Origin of the sequence: Lysinibacillus sp. FSL K6-0102, assembly GCF_038003545.1 — a bacterium.
GTDB lineage: Bacteria > Bacillota > Bacilli > Bacillales_A > Planococcaceae > Lysinibacillus > Lysinibacillus capsici.
In genome coordinates, this window is the sequence record NZ_JBBOPH010000001.1 from 4,629,647 (window position 1) to 4,654,315 (window position 24,669).

The window sequence follows — 24,669 nt, forward strand, 5'->3', positions numbered from 1 at the left end:
AAGTAGTTTCTATATAATTATAGAAACTACCTCCTTATTATAGAAAGAACACACAAGCAATCCAACCAAACAGGATTAGTGGTATGTTAATGAAAATAAACGTAGGAACACAGGTATCCCAAATATGATGATGCTGGCCATCAACATTAAGGCCTGCTGTTGGCCCTAATGTAGAATCGGATGCTGGAGAACCTGCGTCTCCTAAAGCACCAGCTGTACCGATTAAGCATAATATCGCTAAAGGACTCATATCTAAACCTTGTGCTAGCGGAACAAATAGTGTCGCGATTATAGGCACTGTAGCGAAGGACGAACCAATCCCCATCGTCACAACTAATCCTATGACTAACATGATGAAGACAGCAAGACTTCTATTTCCTTCTAATACAGTGAGTGAATTTGTAATTAAGCTGTCCACATCACCTGTTGCATTGATTACCGCCGCAAAACCATTTGCCGCAATCATAACAAAGCCAATAAAGGCCATCATCTTCATTCCTTCAGAAAGAATATCATCTGCTTCTCTCCATTTAAGAGCACCTGTAAAATACATAATCATAATACCTGCAAACGAGCCTACAATCATTGAGTCTGTTAACACTTGAGCGCATAGTGATATTACTAGTGCCAGAGCTGTAGAAAACATAATGAATTTGCTGACGTTTACATTTAAAGATTCCGTCTCCACTTCACTATGCTTATAATGTCTTGGTTTGCGGTATACAGCGAAGGCAATTATCAATCCGATTAGCATTCCTAATACGGGAATACCCATTGCTGCAGGGACATCACGTGAAGAAACAGCCATTCCTGCCTCTGACACTTGTGTAGCAACGATATCTTGAAAGATTGCTCCAAAACCAGCAGGTACAAAACTATAAGTACCAATTAAGCCTACTGCAATCAACGTTGCAATTATACGTCGATCGACTTCTAGCATATTTAAAATCTTTAAAATAGGAGGTATTAATAATGGAATGAAGGCAATATGAATAGGAATAACATTTTGAGATAAAATAGACATCACAAAAATAAGGAAGAAAATTAATACCTTCACAAGTCCTTTTCTATTACTTTCACCCTTTAATATTTTTAACATCCCGGCTATCATTAATTCGGGTATTCCTGTTTTGGCAATGGCGATTGCAAAACCACCAAGTAAGCCATAACTTAATGCAATGGTTGCTCCTGCTCCTAATCCCTCTGTAAATGATTGGACTGTTGACTCAATGCCCATCCCACTAGTTAGACCACCTACAAATGCTCCTAGAACTAACGAGAGAACTACATTGATGCGAAGCAAGCTTAATATTAACATAACGGCAACAGCCGCAATTACTGCATTCATTGTTACACTCTACTTTCATACACTAAATTACTAACATGTTAAACTTTATTATTCTGATAATTGAAAGTCAAGGTTTTTTGTAACTTCTATATTTTTTGCACTAAAAAAACAGTGTAATGATAGCCACCACACTGTTTCCGAGTTTCCTCTTATTTAATATTACAACGACTGACGTACAACCTTTTTATAGTAGCCTACCGATAGAATAGCAAAAATCGTATATAAAGCTATATAACAGCACATTGCAATCCACAAGGGAGCTGTTAACTCTGTCCCAAATAAAAACCATCCTGACTTAACAGCAAAGTAGCTATGCAATAACCCAATAACTAATGGAACACCGAAATTAAAGGCCTGTTTCATATAAATACCCTTCATGATATCTTTTTCAGCAAAACCAATCTTTCGTAGGATTGTATAGGAATCACGTTCTTCCTCCGCCTCAGACATTTGTTTAAAGTATAGAATACTACCTGTGGTCATTAAAAACGCTAACCCTAAAAATGCTGTTGTAAAGATGGTAAGACCCAATGATTCAATATTGTCTTTACGTTTTCCTTCATAGGATGATTGTGTATATTGCTTTGTCTGCCCCTTATCATCTACAGCCGTAATAATACCTGCATTTGATTGAATATATAATTTTTCTGCTGTTGCAATATCTTCGTTAGATTTTAAAGTAATTGTTGTTTGATGATGCCAAGGATAAAGAGCTGCCTGTGTAGTTAAACTTTTAAACATATCATCTGTCACAACAAAGATAGGTCCACCACCCCCAGCCGTTACAATACCACTTATCACGCTTTTATCGTGGATATCAACGACATGAAAAGTTTCTTCAAGTTCTCCTGCAGATACTACTAAATCATGATCTTTCTCTAACGGGAACATTTCAGCCATATAACCACCATAGTTTGTTAAGATAACCTCATTCCCTGAAAGCTTAGCTTCTGGAACACTCTGCTGGTAATCTGAAAGCGGAATGGTATAAATTGTGCCTTCTATTGTATATAAAGGGTTATCCTGCTGTTTTTTAGACATCAATTGACCTACAGCAGCGGTTACTCCCTGAAGACGGTAGTCAATTTTATCATAAGCAATATTATTTTCCTCTAACTTCTCTAAAAATCCCTCCCCTTGCTCTTCAAGCAATATGAAATCACCAGGTACTTGGCTATATGCAGATGCTTCCGAGGAGTAGTAGGCGATATAGGAAAGAGTCGTCACGCCTAGAGAAACGCCTGTTAACACGGTGATTAGCGTTAATGACTTTGCATTGCTCTTCATGCGATGCATGATGGGCGTTAATGCTAATACATCCTTTATGGATAAATGCCCTTTTTTCTTTAGGCGAATAGTATTCATAATAAATGCTACAGAGAAACGAAAAACAAGGAATGTTCCACCAATTGTAGTAGCTAAAATAATTATCATATTGATAAATAAATTACCAGCAGATTCGATATCGAACAACTTTGTCGATGCATAGTAGCCATAAACAATCAGTATAAGACCCAAAAAGCCAATAACCATCTGGAACGCACTAAAGCGTCTCACACGCTCATCTGCTTGTTTTGCTGCACTAAATAATGATAACAATGACACATGATGAATCATCCAAGCCATCTGTATAAGAACAATGATCAATAAGATAGTAAAAACAATCATCGACTGCATTAATGCTTGTGTACTAAAAGTCATGGTTACAAGAGCTTCTTTTTCAAGCACTCGAAGCAAAATCATTGCAAAGACACGAGAACTAAAGAAGCCTGCCAACATACCTATAATAACGGCTCCAACAAATAAGAGAATGTTTTCAACCGCTAATAAACGCACGATTAGCCCCTTAGTCATACCGATCAGTTGATACAAACCTATTTCCTTACTACGACGCTTCATAAATAAATGGTTTGCATACAGAACGAAGAACAAAACGATAAAATAAAGAATATAAGTTGCTGCCTTAAATCCGGCCGTAGCTGTTCCACTCATTTGAACAGCAGCCCACACCTCCGTATTATTTTGCAAGGTGACAAACGAAAAGTATAAGGTAACACTAAAAATAAGTGCAAAGAAATATAGATAGTAGTGCTTCATATTTTTCTTCATACTTCGAAGTACTAACTTACTAAGACTCATACCCGTCACCGCCTAGCACACTTTGTGTATGCATGATTTCTTTGAAAAAGGCCTGCCTTGTTTTATCGCCCTTATAAAGTTCACTATAGATAAGGCCATCCTTTAGAAATAACACACGTGTACAGAAACTTGCAGCTACAGCATCGTGTGTAACCATCATAATTGTCGCTTCTTTTGTTTCATTTATATTTTGTAGATTTTGAAGCAGGGCTGTAGCTGATTTAGAATCTAGTGCACCAGTGGGCTCGTCTGCAAATACCAATGACGGATTGGTAATAAGTGCACGTGCAGCAGAGGTACGCTGTTTTTGTCCACCTGATATTTCGTTGGGGTATTTATTTAAAATTTCCGTGATTCCCAACAAAGAAGTGAGTTCCTTCACTCGACTTTCGGCAACAGCTTTTGGTAACTTACTGATGGCTAACGGTAGAAGAATATTTTCTTTTACTGTCAAGGTATCTAATAAATTATAGTCTTGAAATATAAATCCCAGCTGCTCTCTTCGGAAGTTTGCTAAAGCCTTTTCTTTCATACCACGTAAACTATGACCGTTTATCTCAATAACACCTTCTGTCGCAAAGTCAATTGAGCATAAGACATTTAAAAGCGTTGTTTTACCAGAGCCAGAAGGTCCCATAATACCTACAAATTCTCCTCTATTCACTTCTACATCAATACCCTTTAATACTTCCTGAGCCGTTGATTTTTTTCCATACACTTTCTTTATTTTACGTCCTATTAAAACTGTCACTTCATAACGCCCCTTTCTATAGTTCAAGTGTACCCTGTCAAACCTAATCATTCGTGCGTTTTACATGACAATATAAAAAGGTAGGTGACATTTTCGTCATCTACCTGTTAGTTTCGCATATTCATTTTGTAAGGGGAAACGTAGTGTAAATAGCGAGCCTTCACCAACTTTAGATTGAACATTAATACGAATACCAATTTTATGGGCTACATTAGATGCTAAATAGAGACCCATACCTGTAGATTGAGAGGATTCCCTTCCCGCTGTTCCTGTATAAGATTTTTGAAAAATCCTAGGTAAATCGTCTAAAGGTATACCCCTACCTATATCTTTAATATGTAGTAATGTTGCACCTGTAGAATCATGTTCTGTAAAGATTGTTATCTCAGAATTTACTGGGCTATACTTGATGGCATTCGAAAGAATTTGTCGAATAATAAAAGCTAGCCACTTGCCATCTGTCATAACCATCTCTGTCAGTTCACCAATTTCAAAGCCAATGCCTTTTTCAAGACACCAAGCTTGCATAGCTCGGATTTCTTTATAAATAATGGGCTTCAGTTCAATCTCATTTAAATAATTATCTTTTTCAATAGCGTATAATCTTGTTTGATGCAGTTGTTGATCAACCAAAAGATGTAGTCTTAGCCATTCATTCTCTAATTTTCGACGTAGCTGTAAATCCTCAATATGTTCAAACATTAAATTAATGGCAGTTAAAGGTGCTTTTACTTCATGGACCCAAGCTAATAGTTCATCAGAATGTTCTTGTATCTGCACTTTGGCTTGATTTAACTCTAAATTCTTTTCAAAAAATGCATCCTCCATTTTTCGAAAGTATACTTCTTGAAAAGGAGATAAAGCTAAACTATTTCTATGTGCATCATCAAGGTGGCTATCCATATTTCCCAGGAAATCTTTTAATTTCCCAACTTCGATGACATAGCGACACCAAAAAAAGAGTATAAAACATACAAGTAAACTAACGTTTACATACCAAATAGAAACCCCATTTAAACCAACATCTAAAGAAAACAGCACATTTAGAATTATCAGAGTAAAAATAAAAAATCCTATCCAAGCAAAGCGTTCTCTAATAAATAATAATAACAATTCCCCTCACATCCCTCAGCATACTGCCATATAACCAAGTCCCTTTTTTGTTAGTATTACCTCATGTAAACCAATATCCTCTAGCTTTGTACGTAACCGATTAACGTTTACAGACAAAGTATTATCGTTTACGAAACGTTCGTCATCCCATAGTTTTCTCATTAGCTCGTCTCTTGAAACGATATGATTAGCCTGCTCCACTAATATTCTTAAAATAAAAAGTTCATTTTTTGTTAAAGAAGCAATGGTACCATTATACATAATTTCACTTCTCGCATAATCAATTATGGCATCGTTAAAACGTGTAACATCCATTTTTTCTTCAACGTAATCATAGGTTCTACGTAAAATAGCCTGTGCTTTTGCGAGTAAAACTTCCATATGAAAAGGCTTTTGAATAAAATCATCAGCTCCCATTTGCATAGCCATCACCATATCCATCGGGTGATCTCGGGAAGAAAGAAAAAGGATTGGCACTTTGGATAAATGACGAATTTCACGACACCAATGAAAGCCGTCATAGGCAGGCAATTGAATATCAATTAGCACGAGATGGGGCTTCTCCTCTATAAAGTCATCCATCACCTTCTGAAAATTTTTAGGTCCAACCACGTTTAGTGACCACTGCTCAAAACGTTCTTGAATCATGCTAAAAATAGAAGGATCATCTTCAATCAGCAAAATTTTCATGTCCATACTCAGTTCCCCTTTCCCTTTAATTATTTACGCTAGAGGACATGCTTGTGGTTATGTACACATACACTAATTAAAACTCTAATTTTTCTTTATTTTAACACAAAAAACCAATCTGTAGGCGTCCCTACAGATTGGTTTGGAATTAGCAAGAGCTAAAATTATTTTTGGATAGAAGCAACTACGCCAGCGCCTACAGTACGGCCACCCTCACGGATAGAGAATTTAGTACCTTCTTCAAGAGCGATTGGAGCGATAAGTTCAACTGTCATTTCGATGTTATCACCAGGCATTACCATTTCAACGCCTTCTGGTAAGTTACAGATACCTGTTACGTCAGTTGTACGGAAGTAGAACTGAGGACGGTAGTTAGAGAAGAATGGAGTATGACGGCCACCCTCTTCTTTTGATAAAACGTAAACTTCAGCTTTGAAGTTAGTGTGTGGAGTAATTGAACCTGGTTTAGCTAATACTTGACCACGTTGGATTTCTTCACGAGCAACACCACGTAGTAAAGCACCGATGTTGTCACCAGCTTCAGCATAGTCTAATAATTTACGGAACATTTCTACACCAGTTACAGTAGTAGATTTAGCTTCTTCAGCGATACCGATGATTTCAACTACGTCACCAACTTTAACTTGACCACGTTCAACACGGCCAGTTGCAACTGTACCACGACCAGTAATAGAGAATACGTCCTCTACTGGCATCATGAATGGTTTGTCAGTTTGACGTTCTGGAGTTGGGATGTAAGAATCTACAGCGTCCATTAATTCAACGATTTTTTCTTCCCATTCTGGTTCACCTTCAAGAGCTTTAAGAGCAGAACCTTTGATTACAGGAATATCGTCACCTGGGAAGTCATATTCAGATAGTAGGTCACGGATTTCCATTTCTACTAATTCTAATAATTCTTCGTCGTCAACCATATCACATTTGTTCATGAATACTACTAAGTATGGAACACCTACTTGACGAGATAAAAGGATGTGTTCACGAGTTTGTGGCATTGGGCCGTCAGCAGCAGATACTACTAAGATACCGCCGTCCATTTGAGCAGCACCAGTGATCATGTTTTTAACATAGTCAGCGTGTCCTGGGCAGTCAACGTGTGCATAGTGACGAGTTTCAGTTTCGTATTCTACGTGAGAAGTATTGATTGTGATACCACGTTCTTTTTCTTCTGGAGCGTTATCGATATCAGCGTAAGATTTAGCTGTACCACCCATTTTTTTAGAAAGAACTGTAGCGATTGCAGCAGTTAAAGTAGTTTTACCATGGTCAACGTGTCCGATTGTACCAATGTTAGCATGCGTTTTAGAACGGTCAAATTTTTCTTTAGCCATTAGAGATTGCCTCCTCAAAATTGTATGTTTTAGATTTAAAATTTATAGAATGAATGCTGATAGAGAACGGGCCCATCCCCTATCCTGCAATCATAGCTTACAAATTAGTTATACTTTATGCAAGATGAAATTTCAATTATTCACCTTTATTTTTTTTGATGATATCTTCAGAGATTGATTTTGGTACTTCTTCATAATGATCGAATACCATTGAGAATACACCGCGACCTTGCGTTGCAGAACGTAAAGTTGTTGCATATCCAAACATTTCTGAAAGTGGAACCATCGCACGAACAACTTGAGCGTTACCGCGAGCTTCCATACCTTCTACGCGACCACGGCGAGAAGTGATGTTACCCATGATATCACCAAGATATTCTTCAGGAATTACAACTTCAACTTTCATCATAGGCTCTAAAAGAACTGGACTACATTTTGATGCAGCAGCTTTAAGTGCCATTGATGCAGCGATTTTAAATGCCATTTCGTTTGAGTCAACATCATGGTATGAACCATCGAATAATTTCGCTTTGATGTCGATTAATGGGTAACCAGCGATTACACCGCGGTCAAGCGAGTCACGAAGACCTGCTTCTACAGCTGGAATATATTCACGTGGTACTACACCACCAACGATAGCATTTTCGAATTCAAAGCCTTTACCCTCTTCATTTGGAGAGAACTCGATCCATACGTCACCGTATTGACCACGACCACCTGATTGACGAGTGAATTTACCTTGAACTTGAGCAGAGCCACGGAATGTTTCACGGTAAGATACCATTGGAGCACCTACGTTAGCTTCTACTTTAAATTCACGGCGCATACGATCAACTAAGATATCAAGGTGAAGCTCACCCATACCTGAGATAATTGTTTGACCAGTTTCTTGGTCTGTATGTGCACGGAATGTTGGATCTTCTTCTTGTAGTTTTTGTAAAGCTTGACCCATTTTATCTTGGTCAGCTTTTGATTTTGGTTCTACAGAAAGAGAGATAACTGGTTCTGGGAACTCCATAGACTCAAGGATAACAAGGTTTTTCTCTTCACAAAGAGTGTCACCAGTTGTTGTATCTTTAAGACCTACAGCAGCTGCGATATCACCAGCAAATACTTTTGAAATCTCTTCACGGCTGTTAGCGTGCATTTGTAGGATACGACCTACACGTTCACGTTTACCTTTTGAAGAGTTTTGTACGTATGAACCTGATTCAAGAACACCAGAGTACACACGGAAGAACGTTAATTTACCTACGAATGGGTCAGTCATAACTTTAAATGCTAAAGCTGAGAATGGCGCTTCGTCTGATGATGGACGTTCAGTTTCATCACCATCTGGAGTTGTACCTTTAATAGCTGGTACATCAACCGGTGATGGTAAGTAATCGATAACTGCGTCAAGCATTTTACGAACACCTTTGTGTTTGAATGCTGTACCACAGATTACTGGGTAGAATTCTACAGCGATTGTCGCTTTACGGATAGCCGCTTTAAGCTCTTCTTTTGTAATTTCTTCACCAGCAAAGTATTTTTCCATGATTTCTTCGTTAACTTCAGCGATTGCTTCGATTAACTTCTCACGGTATTCTTCAGCTTGCGCTTGGAATTCTTCAGGAATTGGTTGACCTTCACGTAATGCTGTACCTTCTTCGTTATCGTAGTAAGTTACATCCATTTCAACTAGGTCAATAATTGCTTTGAACTCATCTTCCGCACCAATTGGTAATTGGATTGGATGAGCATTTGCTTGTAAACGCTCGTGTAAAGTACCTACAGAATATAGGAAATCTGCACCCATTTTATCCATTTTGTTAATGAATACGATACGTGGTACACCGTAAGTTGTAGCTTGACGCCATACAGTTTCTGTTTGAGGTTCAACACCAGATTGAGCATCAAGTACAGTTACTGCGCCGTCAAGTACACGTAAAGAACGTTCTACTTCTACAGTGAAGTCTACGTGTCCAGGAGTATCGATGATGTTTACGCGGTTGCCTTTCCATTGAGCTGTTGTCGCAGCAGAAGTGATTGTGATACCACGTTCTTGCTCTTGCTCCATCCAGTCCATTTGAGAAGCGCCTTCATGAGTTTCACCGATTTTGTGAATCTTACCTGTGTAATAAAGGATACGCTCAGTTGTTGTTGTTTTACCAGCATCAATGTGAGCCATGATCCCAATATTACGAGTATTCTCTAGTGAGAATTCGCGTTTCATTAGGTATTTCTCCTTCCATATTGGGCTTATGCTATGTTTAGATTACCAACGGTAGTGAGCGAATGCTTTGTTCGCTTCTGCCATTTTGTGCATATCTTCACGTTTCTTAACTGATGCACCAGTGTTGTTAGAAGCATCAAGGATTTCGTTAGCTAAACGCTCTTCCATAGTTTTTTCACCACGAAGACGAGAATAGTTAACTAGGTAACGAAGACCTAAAGTTGTACGACGTTCTGGGCGTACTTCAACTGGTACTTGGTAGTTAGAACCACCAACACGGCGAGCACGTACTTCAAGAACTGGCATTACGTTATTTAGAGCAGCTTCGAATACTTCGATTGGATCTTGACCAGAACGTTCTTTAACTAGTTCGAACGCACCGTATAAAATCTTTTGAGAAGTACCTCTTTTACCATCAATCATCATTTTATTGATTAAACGAGTTACTAGTTTTGAATTATAAATTGGATCTGGTAACACGTCACGTTTGGAAACAGGACCTTTACGAGGCATGTGTTTTCCTCCTTTCATTGAGTAAATATATAGTGGGATTTAAATTATTTTTTTTCTTTAGGGCGTTTTGTACCGTATAAAGAACGTGATTGCATACGACCGTTTACACCAGCAGTATCAAGAGCACCACGAACGATATGGTAACGAACACCCGGTAAGTCTTTTACACGACCGCCACGGATAAGAACAACACTGTGCTCTTGTAAGTTGTGGCCTTCACCAGGAATGTACGCTGTAACCTCGATTTGGTTAGTTAAACGTACACGAGCGTATTTACGTAACGCTGAGTTTGGTTTTTTAGGCGTCATTGTACCTACACGAGTACAAACACCACGTTTTTGTGGAGATTTAACATCAGTTAAAGATTTTTTAAATGAGTTATATCCTTTGTTTAACGCTGGTGAATTTGATTTCGTGATTTTAGATTTACGAGGCTTACGTACCAATTGGTTAATTGTAGGCATCGATTTTTCCTCCCTTCATTCCTTCTTTTTTTAATACCACACATCCAGGTGGTTCATTTTTTGGGTAAAAACAAAGTCTTTGTGCATTTTACACAAAAACTACTCTACAGTAATCGCAACTACCGCAGCTCCAACATGGATTCCACAGGCTTTGCCCAGTTCCTTTTTGGACTCAACAAGAATAACTGGTATACCGATTTCTCTCGCGAAAGATATGGCCGAATCGGTTACCCAATTGTCTGCATCAAGTGCCACAAAAAGTTCTTTCACTGAACCAGCTCGCATTGCTTTTACTGCTTGCTTTGTACCTATGATTGTTTGACTAGCCCTTACTTTATCATAAGACATTTACATATCCTCCGAAGTACAGACAGTTAACTATCAACCTTCAATATATTATCATTACTCATTTACACTGTCAACTAATATCTTGAAAAAGTCCGAAGAGATGATGAAAATATGCATCTCTTCGGCCTAATTTAATGTTTATTCAGCAGAAACGACTTCTGTGTCAAGCTCATCTTTTTCGATGCGGATTTGACGATAACGTTGCATACCAGTACCTGCAGGAACAAGTTTACCGATAATTACGTTCTCTTTTAATCCAAGAAGTTCGTCACGTTTACCCTTAATTGCTGCATCTGTTAACACACGTGTTGTTTCTTGGAACGATGCTGCAGATAAGAATGATTCTGTTTCAAGAGAAGCTTTTGTAATACCAAGGATAACAGGGCGACAAGTTGCAGGGTTTTTGCCATTCATAACAGCGTCTACGTTTGCCTCTGAGAATTGGTGGATATCTAGTAATGAGCCAGGTAGTAATTCTGTATCTCCAGCTTCAATTACACGCACTTTACGAAGCATTTGGCGAACCATTACCTCAATGTGTTTATCCCCAATTTCTACCCCTTGCATACGGTATACTTTTTGAACTTCTTTTAATAAATATTCTTGAACAGTTGAAACGTCTTTGACTTTTAGCAATTGTTTTGGATCGATAGAACCTTCTGTTAAAACTTGACCACGTTCTACATTATCACCTTCGATAACTTTCAAACGTGCGTTATAAGGTGCTTGATACTTACGAGTTTCTACGTCACCTTGAATTGTAATTTCTTTTAAGCCTTCACGAATTTCTGTGATATCTGAAACCGTACCAGCAATTTCTGAAATAACAGATTGACCTTTTGGATTACGTGCTTCAAAGATCTCTTGGATACGTGGAAGACCTTGTGTAATATCATCACCGGCAACCCCACCTGTATGGAATGTACGCATTGTTAACTGTGTACCTGGTTCACCGATTGATTGAGCCGCAATAATACCAACTGCTTCCCCAACTTCAACCTTCTCACCTGTCGCCAAGTTCATGCCGTAACATTTTTTACAAACGCCGTGTTTTGTATTACATGTAAATGCTGAACGGATTGTCACTTCTTCAATACCAGCCTCAATAATTGCACGAGCGATATCTTGGTCGATTAAACCGTCTTTTGCAAGAATTACTTCACCAGTTTCAGGGTGGAAGATTGTTTTCTTCGTATGACGACCAACAATACGTTCATCTAGAGCTTCAATTAACTCTGTGCCTTCCATTAGTGCACCAATCGTTAAGCCACGGTCAGTACCACAGTCATCTTCACGAACGATAACATCTTGTGCAACGTCAACAAGACGACGCGTTAAGTAACCTGAATCGGCAGTTTTTAGGGCTGTATCGGCAAGACCTTTACGAGCACCGTGAGTTGAGATGAAGTACTCTAATACTGTTAAACCTTCACGGAATGAAGATTTGATTGGAAGTTCGATAATACGACCAGCCGGGTTGGCCATCAGACCACGCATACCAGCTAGCTGAGTAAAGTTAGATGCATTACCACGGGCACCTGAATCAGACATCATGAAAATTGGGTTTGTTTTCTCAAGTGACTTCATCAGCTTTGCTTGAATTTCATCTTTTGCAGCACTCCAGCTTGAAATAACGCGATCATAACGCTCATCCTCAGTAATGAAACCACGACGGAATTGCGCTTGAACTTTATCTACTTTCTCTTGAGCTTCTGCTAAAATTTCACCTTTATCAGGTAATACCACGATATCAGATACACCTACAGTAATACCTGCACGTGTTGAATATTTGAAACCTAGGTTTTTCATACGGTCAAGCATTTTAGATGTTTCCGTAATGTGGAAACGTTTAAATACTTCAGCAATGATATTTCCTAAGAATTTCTTACGGAATGGGTTTACAACAGGTACTGATGCAAAGTATTTACGCAATACAGCTGTACGTTGTGCATCAATTTTCCCTTTTTCATCTAAATTATTATAAGCACTATCTGATTCAAGCTCTTTAAGTGTTTCTTCATCAATTGTTAACTTAGCAAAGTATTTTTCTGGTGTTACTTGCTCTAAGTTGAAATCAGTTGGCTCATTAATATAAGGGAATGATTCCGGTAAGATTTCATTAAAGATTACTTTACCGACAGTTGTTAATAAGAACATATTATTTTGTTCTTCAGTGAATGTCGGATTATTTAATGAACTTGCTTTAATTGCGATACGTGTATGCAAGTGTACATGACCTGTATCATAGGCAATTAAAACTTCATTTGGACCATAGAAAACAGTACCTTCACCACGTGCGCCTTCACGTTCAAGTGTTAAGTAGTAGTTTCCTAATACCATATCTTGAGAAGGTGTTACAACAGGTTTACCGTCTTTTGGATTCAGGATGTTTTGTGCAGCAAGCATTAGAAGACGAGCTTCAGCTTGAGCTTCAGCTGATAATGGTACGTGAACCGCCATTTGGTCACCATCGAAGTCAGCATTATAGGCTGTACATACTAATGGGTGAAGACGAATAGCACGACCTTCAACTAGTGTTGGTTCAAATGCTTGAATTCCAAGACGGTGAAGCGTTGGTGCACGGTTTAGTAATACTGGATGCTCACGGATAACATCTTCTAAAACATCCCATACGTCGTTATTTAAACGTTCGATTTTACGTTTAGCAGATTTAATGTTATGAGCAAGACCACGCTCTACTAATTCTTTCATAACGAATGGCTTGAATAATTCGATAGCCATTTCTTTTGGTAAGCCACATTGGTACATTTTTAAGTTTGGACCTACTACGATAACCGAACGACCAGAGTAGTCAACACGTTTACCAAGTAGATTTTGACGGAAACGACCTTGTTTACCTTTCAACATATGTGAAAGTGATTTTAACGGGCGGTTACCAGGACCTGTTACAGGACGTCCACGACGACCATTATCGATTAATGCATCAACAGCTTCTTGTAACATACGTTTTTCATTTTGTACGATGATGCTCGGAGCACCTAAATCTAATAAACGTTTTAAACGGTTATTACGATTAATTACACGACGGTATAAATCGTTTAAATCTGAAGTCGCGAAACGACCACCATCTAATTGCACCATTGGACGAAGCTCTGGTGGAATAACAGGTAGTACATCTAGAATCATCCATTCAGGTGAGTTTCCTGAGTTACGGAAAGATTCAACAACTTCTAGACGTTTAATGGCACGAGTACGTCTTTGACCTTGAGCAGATTTTAACTCCTCTTTTAAAGATTGTGTTTCATCTTCTAGGTCGATTTTACCTAATAATTTTTTGATTGCTTCTGCACCCATTGATGCTTCGAATGTATTACCGAATTTTTCACGGTATGCACGATACTCTTTTTCAGATAGTAATTGTTTACTTTCTAAATTAGTAGCACCTGCATCGATCACAACGTATGAAGCGAAATAGATAACTTCTTCAAGAGCACGAGGTGACATATCTAAAATTAGACCCATACGGCTAGGAATACCTTTGAAGTACCAGATATGAGAAACTGGTGCTGCTAATTCGATATGTCCCATACGTTCACGACGAACTTTAGCACGTGTTACTTCAACGCCACAACGATCACAAACTACGCCTTTATAGCGTACACGTTTATATTTCCCACAGTGACACTCCCAGTCCTTAGTTGGACCAAAAATACGCTCACAGAATAAACCATCTTTTTCTGGTTTTAGTGTACGGTAGTTAATTGTTTCAGGTTTTTTAACCTCTCCATATGACCAAGAACGAATCTTGTCAGGTGATGCTAAACCAATTTTCATATATTCAAATTCATTAACGTCTATCAAGGAGCCTACCTCCCTCTAGTATAGGTCTTTATAAAGACTCTTTTACGCAGCTCGATAATCGTTTGCAAAGATTGCCTCTTTGGCAAAGGATTAGAAATAGAATGATTTATTAAAAGAAAAAGCCAGGCAGGGCGTTAAATCCTGCCCGGCTAATTTGAAAAATAAGTTTGACCATATTCACATTTGTGAATTTGGTTTTCCATTATTCAAAAGACTCTACTGGCTCTTCTTCTGTATCTGGCTGTGGTGCAATGTTAAGTGCATCAGCTGGCTGAAGATCGTCTTCTTCGTCTAAATCGCGAAGCTCTACTTCTTCATCATTAACTGTTAACATCTTAACATCCATACCAAGAGATTGAAGTTCTTTAATCAATACTTTGAATGACTCAGGAACACCTGGCTCTGGTACACTTTCACCTTTAACGATGGCTTCATATGTTTTCACACGACCAACAACGTCATCAGATTTAACCGTTAAGATTTCTTGAAGTGTATACGCAGCACCATAAGCTTCAAGTGCCCATACCTCCATTTCACCAAAACGTTGTCCACCAAATTGCGCTTTACCACCAAGTGGTTGTTGCGTAACAAGTGAGTAAGGACCAGTTGAACGTGCATGAAGTTTATCATCAACCATGTGAGCAAGTTTGATCATATACATGATACCTACTGATACACGGTTATCGAATGGTTCACCAGAACGTCCATCATACAGGATTGTTTTACCGTCACGGTTCATCCCAGCTTCTTCCATTGTTTCCCAAACGTCTTCTTCATTAGCACCATCAAATACTGGTGTTGCCATGTGAACGCCTAGATAACGAGAAGCCATACCTAAGTGTAACTCTAAAACTTGTCCGATATTCATACGGGAAGGTACACCAAGTGGATTTAACATGATATCAACAGGCGTGCCATCTGGCATGAATGGCATATCTTCTTCTGGTAAGATACGAGAGATAACCCCTTTGTTACCATGACGTCCGGCCATTTTGTCCCCAACACGAATTTTACGTTTTTGAACAATATAAGCACGAACTAATTGGTTAACACCTGGTGGTAATTCATCGCCATCTTCACGGTTAAATACTTTAACATCAAGAATGATACCGCCAGCACCGTGTGGTACACGTAATGAAGTATCACGAACCTCACGAGCCTTTTCACCGAAGATTGCATGTAATAAACGCTCTTCAGCAGTTAATTCTGTAACCCCTTTAGGCGTTACTTTCCCAACAAGAATGTCACCGTCACGTACTTCCGCACCAATACGGATAATACCACGTTCGTCTAGGTTACGAAGTGCATCTTCTCCGACGTTTGGAATATCACGAGTGATTTCTTCTGGTCCAAGCTTTGTATCACGAGATTCTGATTCATATTCTTCGATATGAACAGATGTATAGACATCGTCTTTTACAAGGCGCTCACTCATAATAACAGCATCCTCATAGTTAAAGCCGTTCCAAGTCATGAATGCAACCAGTACGTTACGTCCAAGAGCTAGTTCGCCTTTTTCCATTGATGGACCATCTGCTAAAATGTCACGAGGTTTCACACGTTCGCCTACTTTTACAAGTGGACGTTGGTTATATGAAGTACCTTGGTTAGAACGAATGAACTTCTGTAATTTATATTTTGTTAAATCGCCTTTAACCTCTTTGCCGTCTACAACTTCAATGCGGCGTACATGGATAGAGCGAGCTTCAACGTGCTCAACAATACCATCATACTTCGCTACTACAGCTGCACCTGAATCACGCGCATCAACATGTTCCATACCAGTACCAACGAATGGTGCTTCTGGGTTAAGTAGTGGAACTGCTTGACGTTGCATGTTGGCACCCATAAGTGCACGGTTCGAGTCATCGTTTTCTAAGAACGGTATACATGCAGTCGCTGCAGAGACAACTTGTTTAGGAGATACATCCATGTAGTCCATTTGCGCTTTATTGAATACCGTGTTATCACCACGGAAACGACCTACTACTTCATCATTTACAAAAGTACCATCTGGATTTAACGGTGAATTTGCTTGTGCTACATAGTAGTTATCTTCTTCATCAGCTGTTAAATAATCAATTTGCTCCGTTACTCGACCTGTTTCGTGGTCAATACGACGATAAGGTGTTTCAATGAAGCCAAATTTATTAACTTTGGCAAATGAAGATAATGAGTTGATTAACCCAATGTTTGGACCCTCTGGTGTCTCGATCGGACACATACGACCATAGTGAGAGTAGTGAACGTCACGTACTTCGAAGCCAGCACGCTCACGCGTTAAACCACCAGGACCTAATGCAGATAGACGACGTTTATGCGTTAACTCTGCTAATGGGTTTGTTTGGTCCATGAATTGTGATAATTGAGAGCTTCCGAAGAACTCTTTAATGGACGCAATCACTGGACGGATATTGATTAATTGTTGTGGTACGATCGCAGCTGTGTCATTAATTGACATACGCTCACGTACTACACGTTCCATACGAGACAAACCGATACGGAATTGATTTTGTAGTAACTCACCAACAGAACGTAGGCGACGGTTACCTAAATGGTCAATATCATCTGTTGCACCTACTTGGTAAAGTAAGTTAAAGAAATAGCTTACTGAAGATAAAACATCAGCAGGTGTAATATTCTTCACTTCTTCATCAATGTACGCATTACCAATGATATTAATTTCTTTTTGAGCTTCATCCTTTGGAGCATAAATCTTAATAGATTGGATGGTTACATCATCTTCAAGCACTCCACCGACTTGTGATAAAGTGCGGTAACCAATACCTTTTGATGAATCTTCTAGGTAAGGTAGAATTTTATCTAAAGTACGACGATCTAGTACTGTACCTTTTTCTACTAAAATTTCGCCTGTTTCTGGATCTACAAGCGTTTCAGCAATCGTTTGGTTGAATAAACGATTTTTAATGTGAAGCTTTTTATTCATTTTGTAGCGACCAACATTCGCTAAATCATAACGTTTAGCATCGAAGAAACGAGAGTATAATAAACTCTTCGCACTTTCTACTGTTGGTGGCTCACCTGGACGTAAACGTTCGTAGATTTCTAAAAGCGCTTTTTCTGTACTTTCAGAGTTATCTTTTTCTAACGTATTACGCAAATACTCGTTATCACCGATAATATCGATAATTTCTTGATCTGAACCGAAACCTAATGCACGTAGTAACACTGTTACTGGTAGCTTACGAGTACGATCAATTCGCACATAAACTACGTCTTTCGCATCAGTTTCATACTCTAACCAAGCACCACGGTTTGGAATAACTGTAGCTCCAAAGCCTTTTTTACCGTTTTTATCAGTTTTATCATGGAAATACACACTTGGTGAACGAACTAATTGTGAAACGATAACACGTTCAGCACCGTTGATAATGAACGTACCTGTTTCTGTCATTAACGGGAAATCACCCATGAAGACATCTTGTTCTTTCACTTCGTCTGTTTCTTTGTTGTAAAGACGTACTTTCACACGTAATGGAGCTGCGTAAGTAACATCTCGCTCTTTACACTCATCAACATCATATTTAGGCTCACCTAATGAATAATCGATGAATTCTAATGAAAGATTACCTGTAAAGTCCTCGATCGGCGAAATGTCACGGAACATTTCACGTAAACCTTCTTCAAGGAACCACTCGTAAGACGCCGTTTGAATCTCAATCAGATTTGGAAGCTCAAGCACCTCTTTAATACGCGCAAAGCTTCTACGCTGGCGGTGTTGTCCGTACTGAACTAGTTGACCTGTCAACTCATTCACCCCTCAATAAAGCGATATTAGGTCTTTGCAAAATCATACAAATAGTGTATGATTTCGAAAGACAAAAAGAAAACGAGTCTTCAAAAAGATCTCATTTTCGGTTAACTAAACTTATCTTGGCAAGTATACCCATATTAAAACAATTCTATACAAAAAGGGCATACGACCTCAAAATAATATTTTTGCATTGTATCATATTATCATAGCCGATTTGTCAAGTCAATAAATTATACATATTTCATTCATTTTTTTGCGCGTACTATCCAGTACCCTTTTTTCTTTTCTACTACATCGACTTCTGAAAACTTTTCTTCTAAGTAACTTACTGTCGATGGCGCTCCTTGTTTCTTCTGAATGACTACCCAGAGTTCACCCGAAGACACTAGCCGATCGTAAGCTCCATCGTAAAAGCGGAAAATCGTTTCCTTCCCCGCACGAATTGGTGGATTCGTTAAGATAGCTGCTGCATCTACATCTTTATCAACCATCGATAGGCCGTCACTCACAAATATTCGCACATTTTGAACACCGTTCACTTGCGCATTTTTTTGCGAAAGCGCAACTGCACGTTCATTAATATCCATCATAAAAACGGTACGGTCTGGATTAGTTTTGGCAATCGATAACCCTATCGGCCCGTATCCACAACCTACATCAAAAATCGCACCATCAATATCAGGCATTTGAAAAGCGTCTATTAAAACACGGGATCCAAAATCTACTTCGCTTTTACTAAATACACCTGCATCCGTTTCGAATGAAAACGTATGCCCTAGTAACTTGAATGTCCAGTGACGTGGTTTACTTTCAGTTTGAGGCTTACTTGTATAATAGTGATCTGACATTTTCACGCCTCCTCAGAATGAAGAAAAAAGCTCGCCAAAATGACGAGCTTTCCTTTTGTTAAAAAGTAACGCGAGATTACTTAACTTCTACAGATGCGCCAACTTCTTCAAGTTTAGCTTTGATTTCTTCAGCTTCATCTTTAGAAACGCCTTCTTTAAGAGCTTTAGGAGCGTTATCTACTACTTCTTTAGCTTCTTTAAGACCTAAACCAGTGATTTCACGAACCACTTTGATTACTTTGATTTTTTCTGCACCAGCAGATGCTAATACTACGTCAAATTCTGTTTTTTCTTCAGCTGCAGCAGCACCACCAGCAACTACTGCTACTGGAGCAGCAGCTGTTACACCGAATTCTTCTTCGATAGCTTTTACTAAATCGTTTAATTCAAGAACTGTCATAGCTTTGATAGCTTCTAAGATTTGCTCTTTATTCATTATAATTTCCTCCTAATTGGATAATGTTTTATTTTTTTGCGATCAGGCCGCAGAAGTATTAGTGCGTACTAAATTACGCGCCTTGTTCTTCTTTTTGTTCTGCAACAGCTTTTGTTGCAAGTGCGAAGTTACGCACTGGAGCTTGAAGTACAGATAAAAGCATAGAAAGTAGACCTTCGCGTGATGGAAGTTCTGCAAGTGCTTTAACATCTTCAACAGAAGAAATAGTACCTTCAATAATACCAGCTTTAATTTCTAAAGCTTCATTTTTCTTAGCGAACTCGTTGATGATTTTAGCAGGCGCTACAACATCTTCATTTGAGAACGCAATTGCGTTAGGACCAACTAATACGTCGTTGATTCCTTCAAGGCCAGCAGCTTCAGCAGCACGACGAGTTAAAGTGTTTTTGTAAACTTTGAACTCAACGCCAGCTTCACGAAGTTGTTTACGAAGCTCTGTTACTTGTGCAACATTAAGACCACGGTAATCCACAACTACTACAGAAGCAGCGCCTTGGAATTTTTCAGTAATCTCTTGAACTTGTACTTGTTTGTTTTCGATTGCTTTGCTCATGATGACACCTCCTATTAGAATGGGTCATTTATACCGACAAAAGAAAAGCCTCCGAGTCAAATAGACACAGAGGCTGAAAGTCATCATCTTTAAATAAGAATCTGAATTCCGATGTCCTCGGTAGGAACATTAAGTGACAAGTCACTCCTACTGTCTACGGTACAAATGGATAATTCACAACAGCAACTATAGTATCACGTATAGCCACTATCGTCAATACATATATATAAATTATTTTACTACTACGTTAGAAGCGTCAATTTTAACCGCTGGACCCATTGTAGTTGTAACATTTACAGATTTCATGTAAGTACCTTTAGCTGCAGCAGGTTTTGCTTTTTGAACTACATCAAAAACAGCTAAGAAGTTTTCTACTAATTTTTCTGCTGAGAAAGAAACTTTACCGATAGGAGCGTGGATAATACCAGCTTTATCAGCACGGTATTCTACTTTACCAGCTTTGATTTCTTCGATAGCTTTTGTTACATCAAAAGTAACTGTACCAGTTTTAGGGTTTGGCATTAAACCTTTAGGCCCTAATACACGACCAAGTTTACCAACTTCACCCATCATGTCAGGAGTTGCTACGATTACATCGAAGTCAAACCAACCTTGTTGGATTTTTTGGATGTATTCTGCATCGCCTACATAGTCAGCACCAGCTGCTTCAGCTTCTTTAAGCTTTTCACCTTTTGCAAATACTAATACGCGTTGAGTTTTACCAGTACCGTTTGGTAGTACTACTGCACCACGGATTTGTTGGTCGTTCTTACGAGTATCAATACCTAAGCGGAAAGCAACTTCTACAGTAGCGTCGAAGTTTACTGTGCTAGTTTTTTGAGCAAGTTCGATTGCTTCTTGTGCAGTGTAAAGTGCGTTACGATCAATTAATTTTGCTGCATCTTGCAGTTTTTTACCTTTTTTAGCCATTATATATTTCCTCCTTGATTGTGGTTATAGCGGATTTTACCTCCCACGAATAAAGGTTGCGTGTTCACAAAGAAACTTCGCAACCTTCCAAAAAACAAAACATCAAGTAAATGGGATTAGTCTTCGATAACAATACCCATGCTTCGTGCAGTACCTTCAACCATTAACATAGCAGCTTCTACTGAAGCAGCGTTAAGGTCTGGCATTTTAGTTTCAGCGATTTCGCGAACTTTATCACGTTTAACCGTTGCCACTTTTTTACGGTTTGGTTCACCAGATCCAGATTGGATACCAGCTGCTACTTTAAGTAGAACTGCTGCAGGTGGAGTTTTTGTAATGAAAGTGAAAGAACGATCCTCGAATACTGAAATTTCAACTGGGATAATAAGACCAGCTTGATCAGCAGTACGCGCATTAAATTCTTTACAGAATCCCATGATGTTCACACCCGCTTGACCTAATGCAGGACCAACCGGTGGAGCTGGGTTAGCTTTACCAGCAGGGATTTGAAGTTTAACAACTTTAATAACTTTTTTAGCCACGAGACACACCTCCTTAAGTCCGTGATGTGGTAATTGGGTTGCCCCTCCCACTCAATATCTGTCTGTCAGCTAAGTGCCGATAACATTAAAATTATCATTACAGACGTCAAACAAAAGTATGACAGTCTGACCTATGAAATGATACCACTTTTAATTTTTTTAAGCAAGTAGTAATTAACAAAATCTGCGAAACATCTACCAATTAGCATGTAATGTTCTAATGTTAGAACTATAATTTTTGAACTTGTTCGAAATCTAGCTCCATAATCGTTTCGCGACCAAACATATCAACCGTCACTTTAATTTTACCTTTTTCTGTGTCAATTTCTTCAACACGTCCTTGGAAATGAGCAAACGGCCCTTCTAATACTTCCACTGCTTCACCAACAGTAATGTCCACTTCTACAACTTTATCAGTCATACCCATTTGTTGTAGTAAACGATCTGCTTCTTCAGGTAATAACGGTGTTGGTTTTGCTCCTCCACCAGATGAACCGATAAAGCCCGTAACACCAGGCGTATTTCGAACTACATACCAAGAATCATCTGTCATGATTAACTCTACTAACACATAACCAGGGAAAACTTTACGCATCATTGTACGTTTTTTTCCATCTTTCATTTCTGTTTCTTCATGCTCAGGAACAATCACACGGAAGATTTTATCTTGCATTCCCATTGTTTCTACACGTTTCTCTAGGTTTGCTTTTACACGGTTTTCATACCCTGAATACGTATGAACAACATACCAATTTTTCTCCATAACTACTAGGACTCCTCGTCCGTCCCTCCCTTACAAATAAAAGTGAAAATGAATCGCGATACGCTCAATGCATTTTTACTCTTTTCACAAACATCTCATTAGAAAAATATAGCTTTCGCTAATTACTTGCGAAAGCTCGATGATATATACCGAAACTAGCATAGTCATCTATCGCTACTATCATACTCTCCTAGTAGTATTTATCATAATGAGGAGATTTTACTGCTTTGCGCTTCACTTCACCCATCCCACCGATCCCATTAGATGGGGTTTTCTGCTGAATGAATGAAGATAAAACAAACGAAAAAACCCGTTATTGCAATGGACGGGCTATTTCAAAAATATGCTATTTACTAAATTATAAATCTAAGTACCAGCGGAATAATGATGAAATACCTAAGTCAACTAACACAAAAAATAAAGCCATAATGACAACAGTTGAAATTACAACGACTGTATATTTCGTCAGTTCTTTACTTTTCGGCCAGCTTGTTTTGCGCATTTCTGACATTACATCGCTGAAAAAGCTTTTGATCTTGCCCATTCTAGCTTAACCTCCGAATCAATCAAATCTGTCTATTTACATATCATTTTATAGCGTTTGTTTATGCATTGTATGTTCATTGCAATGCGAGCAAAATTTCTTTAATTCGAGACGTACAGTTGAACCTTCTTTAGCTGGGAACGTGTAATTTCTCGAACCACATTTCTCACAATTTAGCACGACTTTTTTTGCCATATAATCACCTTTTTCGGCACTTTGTCTTTTTAAGACTAACACCTATATTTGTCAATGTCAATAAAGGCCTAAATGGGCTAAGACATTTCCTCAAGGACTAAATGACGTTCTAATTTACGTTTTACCCGCTGCAATGCATTATCGATAGATTTCACATGACGATTTAATTTGGCGGAAATTTCATGATAAGACTGACCGTCTAGATATAAGGCTAAAACTTGTAGCTCTAATTCACTTAAAATCTCACTCATCTTTTCTTCTAAATATCCAAACTCTTCTCTATGAATCATCAATTCTTCTGGATCATCCATAATAGCACCCGTTAGTACATCCATAAGCGTTCGGTCTGACTCTTCGTCGAATATAGGCTTGTCCAAAGAGATATAGGAATTTAGAGGTATATGCTTTTGCCTAGTTGCTGTTTTAATAGCAGTGATAATCTGTCTTGTAATACATAACTCTGCAAAAGCTCTGAATGATGCAAGCTTATCTCCTTTAAAATCACGAATCGCTTTATATAAGCCTATCATGCCCTCTTGTACAATGTCTTCCTTATCTGCTCCGATTAAAAAATAGGATCTTGCCTTCGCTCTTACTAACAAACGGTATTTTGTAATTAAATAATCCAACGCATCTGTATTACCTTGATGCACCATTTCAATAAGCTCTTCATCATTGAATCGTTCAAAATCTTGTGTCACTTGTACAATGCTATTTTTAAACATGGTATCACCTCAGCCACAACAGATAATTAGAAACAGTATAACGGAATTGGAAAATATGCGTCAATCAATCATTTCAACCCTCGTCGCCATTTTTCAAAGGCGAGCGCAACATCTGGCTTTAATTCTATACGGGAAGGCGGCTTACTTTCTTGCTTCCGCTTCACATCATGAGTAATTTTATGTTGGATAATACTTGTATCAATTTCTAGCTCTCTAGCCGACTTCCTTAAGGCACCATTCCCAAATATAACACTTTGCTCTGCCATATCTGAAGTTGCTACATGAATTTGTACATTTCTAGCCTTTAATTCATGTGTCATTTTTTCAATACGTTCATCTGCTGTTTCATTTTTTCGTGTATAAATGACTTCTACATCATTTTCTATATAAGATTGCTCTACTCCTGGTACAAGATGGGCGTCAAAAACAATAATTACGCGCCAACCCATTGCTGCTTTATATTCAGCCATGAGTTCTATCAACCTTCTTCGCGCATCCTCAAAATTCGTATCACGCAATGGCCGCAGCTCTTTCCAAGATCCAATCATATTATAGCCATCAACAAGCAAAATGTTTTTCATT

The 24,669-nt window shown here is 38.6% G+C and carries 22 protein-coding genes and 1 other annotated feature; all 22 genes read right to left on the reverse strand.

Going from position 1 to position 24,669, the window contains the following annotated elements; translation table 11 throughout:
- Positions 1-37: 37 nt before the first annotated feature.
- Positions 38-1,348 carry a Na+/H+ antiporter family protein gene (locus tag NYE73_RS23605; protein ID WP_259420055.1) on the reverse strand — a complete coding sequence of 437 codons (1,311 nt, stop codon included), beginning with the start codon at positions 1,346-1,348 and terminating at the stop codon, positions 38-40.
- Between the two features lie 159 nt (positions 1,349-1,507).
- Positions 1,508-3,487 carry an FtsX-like permease family protein gene (locus NYE73_RS23610; protein WP_259950970.1) on the reverse strand — a complete coding sequence of 660 codons (1,980 nt, stop codon included), beginning with the start codon at positions 3,485-3,487 and terminating at the stop codon, positions 1,508-1,510.
- Positions 3,477-4,238, reverse strand: a complete 762-nt coding sequence (locus tag NYE73_RS23615) for an ABC transporter ATP-binding protein (RefSeq protein ID WP_048395566.1) — start codon at positions 4,236-4,238, stop codon at positions 3,477-3,479. Before NYE73_RS23615 ends, NYE73_RS23610 begins: the two co-directional genes overlap by 11 nt.
- 96 nt (positions 4,239-4,334) lie before the next feature.
- Complete coding sequence (locus NYE73_RS23620) at positions 4,335-5,351, reverse strand: sensor histidine kinase (RefSeq protein WP_054548960.1); 1,017 nt, start codon at positions 5,349-5,351, stop codon at positions 4,335-4,337.
- Positions 5,352-5,366: 15 nt separating this feature from the next.
- On the reverse strand, positions 5,367-6,047 hold the full coding sequence (locus tag NYE73_RS23625; RefSeq protein WP_081010943.1) for a response regulator transcription factor: 681 nt from the start codon (positions 6,045-6,047) through the stop codon (positions 5,367-5,369).
- A 158-nt stretch (positions 6,048-6,205) separates the two neighbouring features.
- Positions 6,206-7,393, reverse strand: coding sequence for an elongation factor Tu (tuf, locus tag NYE73_RS23630; protein WP_004233614.1), 1,188 nt, complete (start codon positions 7,391-7,393; stop codon positions 6,206-6,208).
- A gap of 136 nt (positions 7,394-7,529) precedes the next feature.
- On the reverse strand, positions 7,530-9,608 hold the full coding sequence (gene fusA / locus NYE73_RS23635; protein WP_048395562.1) for an elongation factor G: 2,079 nt from the start codon (positions 9,606-9,608) through the stop codon (positions 7,530-7,532).
- Between the two features lie 42 nt (positions 9,609-9,650).
- Positions 9,651-10,121: a 30S ribosomal protein S7 gene (gene rpsG / locus NYE73_RS23640; RefSeq protein ID WP_004233610.1), complete on the reverse strand. Its 471-nt coding sequence runs from the start codon at positions 10,119-10,121 to the stop codon at positions 9,651-9,653.
- Between the two features lie 44 nt (positions 10,122-10,165).
- Positions 10,166-10,585 (reverse strand): 30S ribosomal protein S12, encoded by a 420-nt coding sequence (rpsL, locus tag NYE73_RS23645; protein ID WP_004233609.1) that lies wholly within the window; start codon positions 10,583-10,585, stop codon positions 10,166-10,168.
- Between the two features lie 99 nt (positions 10,586-10,684).
- Positions 10,685-10,933, reverse strand: coding sequence for a ribosomal L7Ae/L30e/S12e/Gadd45 family protein (locus tag NYE73_RS23650; protein ID WP_004233607.1), 249 nt, complete (start codon positions 10,931-10,933; stop codon positions 10,685-10,687).
- Positions 10,934-11,071: 138 nt separating this feature from the next.
- Positions 11,072-14,755 carry a DNA-directed RNA polymerase subunit beta' gene (rpoC, locus tag NYE73_RS23655; protein WP_048395560.1) on the reverse strand — a complete coding sequence of 1,228 codons (3,684 nt, stop codon included), beginning with the start codon at positions 14,753-14,755 and terminating at the stop codon, positions 11,072-11,074.
- A 202-nt stretch (positions 14,756-14,957) separates the two neighbouring features.
- Positions 14,958-18,533 carry a DNA-directed RNA polymerase subunit beta gene (gene rpoB, locus NYE73_RS23660; protein WP_175400790.1) on the reverse strand — a complete coding sequence of 1,192 codons (3,576 nt, stop codon included), beginning with the start codon at positions 18,531-18,533 and terminating at the stop codon, positions 14,958-14,960.
- 242 nt (positions 18,534-18,775) lie between these two features.
- A complete protein-coding gene (locus tag NYE73_RS23665) occupies positions 18,776-19,378 on the reverse strand; it encodes a class I SAM-dependent methyltransferase (protein ID WP_036077767.1) in 603 nt (200 codons plus the stop codon).
- 76 nt (positions 19,379-19,454) lie between these two features.
- Positions 19,455-19,814, reverse strand: a complete 360-nt coding sequence (rplL, locus tag NYE73_RS23670) for a 50S ribosomal protein L7/L12 (RefSeq protein WP_004233598.1) — start codon at positions 19,812-19,814, stop codon at positions 19,455-19,457.
- A gap of 73 nt (positions 19,815-19,887) precedes the next feature.
- Positions 19,888-20,388: a 50S ribosomal protein L10 gene (gene rplJ, locus NYE73_RS23675; RefSeq protein WP_004233596.1), complete on the reverse strand. Its 501-nt coding sequence runs from the start codon at positions 20,386-20,388 to the stop codon at positions 19,888-19,890.
- Positions 20,389-20,420: 32 nt separating this feature from the next.
- Positions 20,421-20,566, reverse strand: a sequence feature (ribosomal protein L10 leader region).
- A 53-nt stretch (positions 20,567-20,619) separates the two neighbouring features.
- Positions 20,620-21,318, reverse strand: a complete 699-nt coding sequence (rplA, locus tag NYE73_RS23680) for a 50S ribosomal protein L1 (protein ID WP_004233594.1) — start codon at positions 21,316-21,318, stop codon at positions 20,620-20,622.
- Between the two features lie 116 nt (positions 21,319-21,434).
- Complete coding sequence (rplK, locus tag NYE73_RS23685; protein ID WP_004233593.1) at positions 21,435-21,860, reverse strand: 50S ribosomal protein L11; 426 nt, start codon at positions 21,858-21,860, stop codon at positions 21,435-21,437.
- Between the two features lie 229 nt (positions 21,861-22,089).
- Positions 22,090-22,623: a transcription termination/antitermination protein NusG gene (gene nusG / locus NYE73_RS23690; RefSeq protein ID WP_004233590.1), complete on the reverse strand. Its 534-nt coding sequence runs from the start codon at positions 22,621-22,623 to the stop codon at positions 22,090-22,092.
- A 358-nt stretch (positions 22,624-22,981) separates the two neighbouring features.
- Positions 22,982-23,167 carry a preprotein translocase subunit SecE gene (gene secE, locus NYE73_RS23695; RefSeq protein WP_004233589.1) on the reverse strand — a complete coding sequence of 62 codons (186 nt, stop codon included), beginning with the start codon at positions 23,165-23,167 and terminating at the stop codon, positions 22,982-22,984.
- 48 nt (positions 23,168-23,215) lie between these two features.
- Positions 23,216-23,362, reverse strand: a complete 147-nt coding sequence (gene rpmG / locus NYE73_RS23700; protein WP_004233588.1) for a 50S ribosomal protein L33 — start codon at positions 23,360-23,362, stop codon at positions 23,216-23,218.
- Positions 23,363-23,439: 77 nt separating this feature from the next.
- Positions 23,440-24,087, reverse strand: coding sequence for an RNA polymerase sporulation sigma factor SigH (gene sigH, locus NYE73_RS23705; RefSeq protein ID WP_004233587.1), 648 nt, complete (start codon positions 24,085-24,087; stop codon positions 23,440-23,442).
- A gap of 68 nt (positions 24,088-24,155) precedes the next feature.
- The gene (locus tag NYE73_RS23710) at positions 24,156-24,668 is read right to left on the reverse strand and encodes an NYN domain-containing protein (protein WP_054548958.1); all 513 of its coding nucleotides are present in this window, start codon (positions 24,666-24,668) and stop codon (positions 24,156-24,158) included.
- Between the last annotated feature and the right edge of the window lies 1 nt (position 24,669).